Below are 7,225 nucleotides of genomic sequence, written 5' to 3'. Positions count from 1 at the left end.
GACGCCGTTTTCGAGATCTACGCCACCGTGCCCGAGGCAATCAGGCCCAGCTGACAGCAGGAACGCCTCAGCCGTGAAAGGCTGAAGGCAGTCGCGCTGCCGGTTCAACAAGCTGCCGGGCACGATCGGAACGAATCGAGTGTGACCATCAGCACGTCGCCGGGCCGGAGCCTGCGCGCGGGCGGGTAAGGCGTCCCTTAGACTGCGCCGCAGCCGTACCGATGGTGAATTGCCGCTGAGCAGCTTGGGACCCGACCCCGGGCAAGCCGCTGTGCCGATGCTGTCGGGCGATTCGTCACGCTGGTCACGATAGCTAAGGAGTACGCGTTATGGCTTTGTCCCACCCGGCGCTTGCCGCCCAGACGGGAGATCTCGCCGGCTCGGCGTTCTCCGGAGGCGATCGGTGGCTGGTCGCGGTGATCGGCCTGGTGGCCGTCGTCGCGCTGGCCTTCTCCTTCATCCTGTTCCGCGAGGTGCTGAGCGCCGACCAGGGCACGCCGAAGATGGTCGAGATCGCCGAGGCGGTCCAGGAGGGCGCCCAGGCGTACCTCAAGCGGCAGTTCCGGACGCTCTCGGTCGTCGTCGCGGTCGTCTTCCTGCTGCTGTTCGTGCTGCCGGCCGACGATGCCGGCCAGCGGATCGGCCGCTCGATCTTCTTCCTGGTCGGTGCCGGTTTCTCCGGGGCCATCGGCTACTTCGGGATGTGGCTGGCCACTCGCGCCAACGTGCGGGTAGCCGCGGCCGCGAACAACGCCGGACGCGAGCTGGCGACCCGGATCGCGTTCCGGACCGGTGGCGCGGTCGGCATGGCGACGGTGGGGCTGGGCCTGCTCGGCGCCTCCATCGTGGTGCTGGTCTACACCGACAACGCTCCCCGGGTGCTGGAGGGCTTCGGCTTCGGCGCCGCCACCCTGGCGATGTTCATGCGTGTCGGCGGTGGCATCTTCACCAAGGCGGCCGACGTCGGCGCCGACCTGGTGGGCAAGGTCGAGGCCGGCATCCCCGAGGACGACCCGCGCAACGCCGCCACCATCGCCGACAACGTCGGTGACAACGTCGGCGACTGCGCCGGCATGGCCGCCGACCTCTTCGAGTCCTACGCCGTGACCCTGGTGGCCTCGCTGATCCTCGGCGCGGTGGCCTTCGGCACCAAGGGCCTGCTGTTCCCGCTGATCGTGCCGGCCATCGGCGTCGTGACCGCCATCATCGGGGTGTTCATCACCCGCTCGCGCGCGAACGAGGGCGGCTTGAAGACCATCAACCGCAGCTTCTACATCTCCGCCGGCATCTCGGTGGTGCTCTGCGCGATCGCCGCGTTCAGCTACCTGCCCACCAAGTTCTCCGAGCTGGAGGGTGCTGGCGTCGATATCGACGGCGTCACCCGGATCAACGACCACGGTGGCAACCCGGCGCTGATCGCGATCGTCGCCGTCATCATCGGCATCGTGCTGGCCGCGGTCATCCTGTGGCTCACCGGCATCTACACGGGCACCGACCACAAGCCGGTGCAGGACGTCGGGATCTCCTCGCTGACCGGCGCCGCCACCGTGATCCTGGCCGGCATCTCGGTGGGCTTCGAGTCCGCCGTCTACACCGCGCTGGTGATCGCGGCGGCCGTGTTCGGGGCGTTCCTGCTCGGCGGCGCCTCGGTGTCGGTCGCGCTGTTCGCGGTGGCACTGGCCGGCTGCGGCCTGCTCACCACCGTCGGCGTGATCGTGGCGATGGACACCTTCGGCCCGGTCTCGGACAACGCGCAGGGCATCGCCGAGATGTCCGGCGACGTCAGCCCGGCCGGCGCCCAGATCCTCACCGAGCTCGACGCGGTGGGCAACACCACCAAGGCGATCACCAAGGGCATCGCGATCGCGACGGCGGTGCTGGCCGCGACCGCGCTGTTCGGCTCCTACCAGGACGCGATCCGCGAGGCCATCGAGAAGTACCAGACCGGTGACCAGGTCTCGACGTTCGTGCAGAACTCCTTCACCAACACCATCGTCAGCCCGAACACCCTGGTCGGTGTCATCATCGGCGCGGCCGTCGTGTTCATGTTCTCGGGCCTGGCAGTGAACGCGGTGTCCCGGGCGGCCGGCGCGGTGGTCTACGAGGTGCGCGCGCAGTTCCGCAACCACCCCGGGATCATGGACGGCACCGAGCGTCCCGAGTACGGCCGGGTCGTCGACATCTGCACCCGGGACTCGCTGCGCGAGCTGGTCACTCCGGGCCTGCTCGCGGTGATGGCGCCGATCGCCGTCGGCTTCGGCCTGGGCGTCGGCCCGCTGGCCGGCTACCTCGGCGGCGCCATCGCCACCGGCACCCTGATGGCGGTGTTCCTGGCCAACTCCGGTGGCGCCTGGGACAACGCCAAGAAGCTGGTCGAGGACGGCATCCACGGTGGCAAGGGTTCGGACGCGCACGCTGCGACCGTGATCGGTGACACCGTGGGCGACCCCTTCAAGGACACCGCCGGCCCCGCGATCAACCCGCTGATCAAGGTGATGAACCTGGTGTCGGTGCTGATCGCGCCGGCCGTCGTCCAGCTGTCGATCGGCGAGGACGCCAACTCCGCGATCCGGATCGCGATCGCCCTGATCGCCGTGGTGATCATCGTCGCGGCCATCCTGATCGCCAAGCGCCGGGCCTCCACCCTCAACGACGACCCGTCAGAGGCACAAGCGGTCGCCCGGGTCGGCTAGCAGGCACCGATCGGACCGATGCCCCCGAGCGCCTAGCGTTCGGGGGCATCGGTCTTTTTTCCGTGCGCGTGGAACGGTCCTACCCGTTCTGAACCGATTCGCCGACCTGTGTCGAGCAGCTCATGGAGCCAATTCATGGTGGGGAGTTGACTCCGGTCGCCAACTTGTGAGAACGTTCTCTCAGCCGAGAAAACGTTCTCTCGCGCTTGCCGGATCCGATGCTGCAAACCCCGCAGATCTTTCCGTTGAAAGCGTTGCCGCACCTATACCAGGGCTGCCATCGCGGCCAGCCTGGCCAACCACCAACGTCCGCCGTCGGGCGTTTCCACCACACCCCGTTGGAGAACCATGAAGACTTCGCGCTCCCTTCGCGGCTTGGCCGCGCTTGGTGCGATCTGCCTGCTGGCCGTCACCGGCTGCAGTTCGAGCTCCAAGAGCTCCGACACCGCTGCTCCAGGCGTCGCCAAGTCAGGCACTCTGAAGATCGGCACCTCGAACAACATCAAGCCGTACGCCTATCAGGAGAACGGCAAGCTGACCGGCTTCGAGATCGATCTGATCACCGCCGCGGCCAAGAAGCTCAACCTGACCCCAGACTTCATCGCCCTGGACTTCTCGGCCCTGTTGCCGGCGGTCAACAACCGCCAGTTCGACGTGGTCGCCTCGGCCGTGGGCATCACCGCTCCCCGCAAGAAGATGGTCGATTTCTCCGACGGATACCTCGCCGGCTATTTCGGCGTCCTCACCCGGCCGGGCAGTGGAATCACCTCAGAGGTCTCGTCGGTGCGCGGCAAGAGGATCGCCGTCCTGCAGGGTTCCATCGAGGACGCCAACGCCGACATCTTCATCCCGGGCGCCAAGATCGTTCGGTTCCCGGACAACAACACCGCCGACCTGGCGCTGAAGAACAACCGGGTCGACGGCTTCTTCAACGACTTCGACCCGAACCTCGGGATCATCAAGAAGTACCCGGATCTGCACCTGGCGCAGCCGATCACGATGCCGGCGACGGCCTTTCCTGCCGGCTGGGCGGTCCGCAAGGGCAACACGGCGCTGGTAACCAAGCTGAACACGGCCCTCAAGCAGGTGGTCAGCGACGGAACCTGGCTGAACCTGTACAAGAAGTACTTCCCGCAGGATCCGGTTCCCACGGCCAGCGAGCTGCCGCCGTACCAGGCCAAGACGTCATGAACGACCTGCTGCGCAACTTCTTCGACTGGGACCTGATCAGCAGCGTCCTTCCGGACCTGCTGACCTACGGCCTGCGCAACACCCTGATCCTCGCAGTGATCTCGTCGCTGCTGGGCAGCGTGATCGGCATGGTGCTGGCGGTGATGGCACTGTCGCACCGCTGGTACCTGCGGCTGCCGGCCCGCGTCTACACCGACATCTTCCGGGGCCTTCCGGCGGTGCTCACCATCCTGATGGTCGGCGAGGGCGTCTTCTCGGCCCAGATCAGCTGGCTGGCCTCGCCGTATCCGGTCGCGATCTTCGCCCTCAGCTTGATGGCGGGCGCCTACATCGGCGAGATCTTCCGCTCCGGCATCCAGAGCGTCGAGAAGGGGCAGGGGGAGGCCTGCCGGGCGCTCGGCCTGACCCACGGACAGGCGTTGCGGCTGGTCGTGATCCCGCAGGGCGTCCGGCGGGTGCTGCCGGCGCTGGTGAACCAGTTCATCGGGATCATCAAGGACTCCAGCCTGGTCTACTTCCTCGGGCTGATCACGAGCCAGCGGGAGCTGTTCCGGATCGGCCAGGACGCCTCGGTCAGCACCGGTAACCTGTCGCCGCTGCTGGCGACCGGCCTGTGCTACCTGGTGCTGACCATTCCGCTGACCCACCTGGTCAATTACATCGATCATCGGCTGCGGGTCGGTACCCGTCCCACTGTGGAACCCGACGAGCCCTCGTCCACCACGCCACTGGAGGTCCTGGTATGAGCACCCACGAGATCGACGTCGCGGCCATCTCGCCGGACTCGGTGAGGATCGAGACCGGCCGCCCGGCACCGGACGGCGACCCGACGCTCGCCACGGCCGGCGCAGGGTCCAAGCGCTATGCCGGCGCCGCGCTCGAAGCGCGCGACATCTACATGAAGTTCGGCCCGGTCGAGGTGCTACGGGGCGCCGATCTGTCAGCCCCGGCCGGCACCGTCGCGTGCATCATCGGTCCGTCAGGCTCGGGCAAGTCCACGCTGCTGCGCTGCCTGAACGGCCTGGAGGCGCGCACCTCCGGCACCGTCCTGCTCGATGGCGAGGACACCGCGACCATGAACCCGAACGTATTGCGGCAACGGGTCGGCATGGTGTTCCAGCACTTCAACCTCTTTCCGCACAAGACCGCGTTGCAGAACATCACCCTGGCGCTGACCACGGTGAAGAAGATGCCGGCCGCACAGGCAGAAGCGCTTGCGATGCAAGGGCTGGCCGATGTGGGGCTGGCAGATCGTGCGCGGCATCGACCCACCCAGCTGTCCGGTGGTCAGCAGCAACGCGTCGCGATCGCGCGGGCTCTGGCCATGCAGCCGCAGGTCATGCTCTTCGACGAGGTCACCAGCGCGCTGGACCCGGAGCTGGTCAAGGGTGTCCTGCAGCTGATGGCCGAGCTTGCCAAGGGCGGCATGACGATGGTGGTCGTAACGCACGAAATGGGCTTCGCCCGCCAGGTTGCCGATACCGTGGTCTTCATGGATGCCGGAAAGGTCGTTGAAGTCGGGACGCCCGAGGCAATCTTCGACGCGCCGCAGTCGCCGCGCCTGAGGAAGTTCCTCTCGCAGGTGCTGTGATCGTGGCTTCCAACTCCCACCCGGCGCGCCGGCCGACGGTGACCGACGTGGCACGTGCAGCAGGCGTATCGGTGGCCACCGCCGGGCGGGTGCTGGGCGGTTACGGCAAGGTCGGCGAGGAGATGCGGGTTACCGTCCAGGAGGCGGCCGACCGGCTGGGGTACTCACCGAACGTGGTGGCCCGCAGCATGCGATCGGGAAACACCCACAGCATCGGTTTCGTCGGCGCCGACATCTCCAACCCGTTCTTCGCCACGGCCATGCGCGGGATCTGCGATGTCGCCCGCGAGGAGGGCTACGAGGCGATCCTCATGAACAGTGATGACCGCCTGGAGACCGAGCGCAACGCCGTCCGGGTGCTGCTGGACAAGCAGATCGAAGGCATCGTGGTGGCGCCGACCTCGGTGACCGATGTCGAGCACCTGAAGAGAGCGCAGGAGCAGGGGGTGCCGGTCGTGCTGCTGGACCGGCACATCCCGATGCTCGACACCGACAGCGTCGGCATCGACAACGAGGCCGCAGCCCGGGAGGCCGTCGAGCACCTGCTGGAGCTCGGTCACCGGCGCATCGGCCTGCTGGCCTCGGTCGATCCGGAGGAGAGTCCCGAGCTGGTCAGCCCGCCGGGCTCGCGCAAGCTGATCGTGCACGGGGTCGCCCGGCCGTCGATCGAACGGATCCGCGGTTACATCTCCGCGCTGGGCGGTTACCGGATCCCGCCGCGCCGGCGGGACCTGCGGTACAGCCCGATCGGTGACATCGCGCAGGCACACCAGCAGGCGTTCGCCCTGCTCGGGCAGCGACCGCGGCCGACCGCCGTCTTCGCCGCCGACAACGTCACGACCCAGGGCCTGTTCACCGCCGCCCGTGCCCACGGACTCTCGGTTCCGGGCGACCTGTCGATCGTCGGGTTCGATGATCTGGACTGGACGACGCTGGTCGAACCAGCCGTGACCGTCGTCGCTCAGGACCCGCTGGCCGCCGGGCGGCAGGCAGCGCAGCGGCTCTTCCTCCGGATCAAGGGCGATACCGATCCAGCCGAACAGATCGTGCTTGCGACCCGGCTGATCGTGCGCGGGAGCACCGGCCCGGTCAGTCCCAGCGCGGCCGGCATGCCGGCAACCGATTGATCCCACCACCGCACACATCGAACGCCGGGGTGTCGCCGGAACGACCAGGGCGATCTGGCTGATGCCGGCCCGCGGCCACCTATCCGAACCGAAAGGCACCACCATGACTTCCTCTGTTTCCCGTGCCCGCGTCGTCGTCGTGGGTGGGGGTGTTCTCGGCGTTTCGACCGCGACCCAGTTGGCCCAGCGCGGCGCCGACGTCGTTCTGGTCACCGAGTCCGCGCTGTCCAGCGGCGCGTCCGGACGATCACTGTCCTGGCTCAACTCCTTCGGTGGCCAGCGGTCGGCGGCATATCACCAGCTGCGGCTGGAGGGGATGCAGCGATACCGTGCGTGGGCCGAGCGGATGCCTGCCTCGGACTACCTCAAGTTCGACGGCGGCCTCACCTGGGCAGCCCCCGGAGACACCTCGCACCAGCAGGCCTTCGCGGCCATGCGGGCCAACGGTTACGACGCCCGCTGGCTGACCCGCGACGAGGTCGCTCGGCTGGTACCCGGGGTCGATCCGGCGGCGATTCCCGATGAGGGCGCCATCCTCAACCCGAGCGAGGGCTGGGTCGACGTCGTCGCGCTCATCGACGACCTGATCACCGAATTCCAAGCTGCCGGCGGTGTGCTGCGCA

4 protein-coding genes and 1 pseudogene are annotated in these 7,225 nt (G+C 67.7%); all 5 read left to right on the top strand.

The features are described from left to right. Window positions 1-329 precede the first annotated feature (329 nt). A complete protein-coding gene (locus VF542_RS05275) occupies window positions 330-2,693 on the top strand; it encodes a sodium-translocating pyrophosphatase (protein ID WP_408650658.1) in 2,364 nt (787 codons plus the stop codon). A gap of 348 nt (window positions 2,694-3,041) precedes the next feature. Beyond that, window positions 3,042-3,884: a substrate-binding periplasmic protein gene (locus VF542_RS05270; RefSeq protein WP_408650657.1), complete on the top strand. Its 843-nt coding sequence runs from the start codon at window positions 3,042-3,044 to the stop codon at window positions 3,882-3,884. Then, window positions 3,881-5,475, top strand: a pseudogene (locus VF542_RS05265) (amino acid ABC transporter permease/ATP-binding protein). Before VF542_RS05270 ends, VF542_RS05265 begins: the two are co-directional and overlap by 4 nt. Window positions 5,476-5,477: 2 nt before the next feature. Then, complete coding sequence (locus tag VF542_RS05260; RefSeq protein ID WP_408650656.1) at window positions 5,478-6,602, top strand: LacI family DNA-binding transcriptional regulator; 1,125 nt, start codon at window positions 5,478-5,480, stop codon at window positions 6,600-6,602. Between the two features lie 103 nt (window positions 6,603-6,705). Continuing rightward, the coding region (locus tag VF542_RS05255) for an NAD(P)/FAD-dependent oxidoreductase (RefSeq protein ID WP_408650655.1) at window positions 6,706-7,225 on the top strand (520 nt) is incomplete at its 3' end.

Origin of the sequence: Jatrophihabitans sp., from assembly GCF_036389215.1 — a bacterium.
In the GTDB taxonomy this organism is placed as follows: Bacteria; Actinomycetota; Actinomycetes; order Mycobacteriales; family Jatrophihabitantaceae; genus Jatrophihabitans_A.
Note: the sequence above shows the minus strand (reverse complement) of the source record. Positions and strands in the feature narration are given on the sequence as shown.

Coding starts and splice junctions, on each gene's coding strand:
- VF542_RS05270 (WP_408650657.1), top strand. CDS start 3,042: ATGAAGACTTCGCGCTCCCTTCGCGGCTTGGCCGCGCTTGGTGCGATC.
- VF542_RS05275 (WP_408650658.1), top strand. CDS start 330: ATGGCTTTGTCCCACCCGGCGCTTGCCGCCCAGACGGGAGATCTCGCC.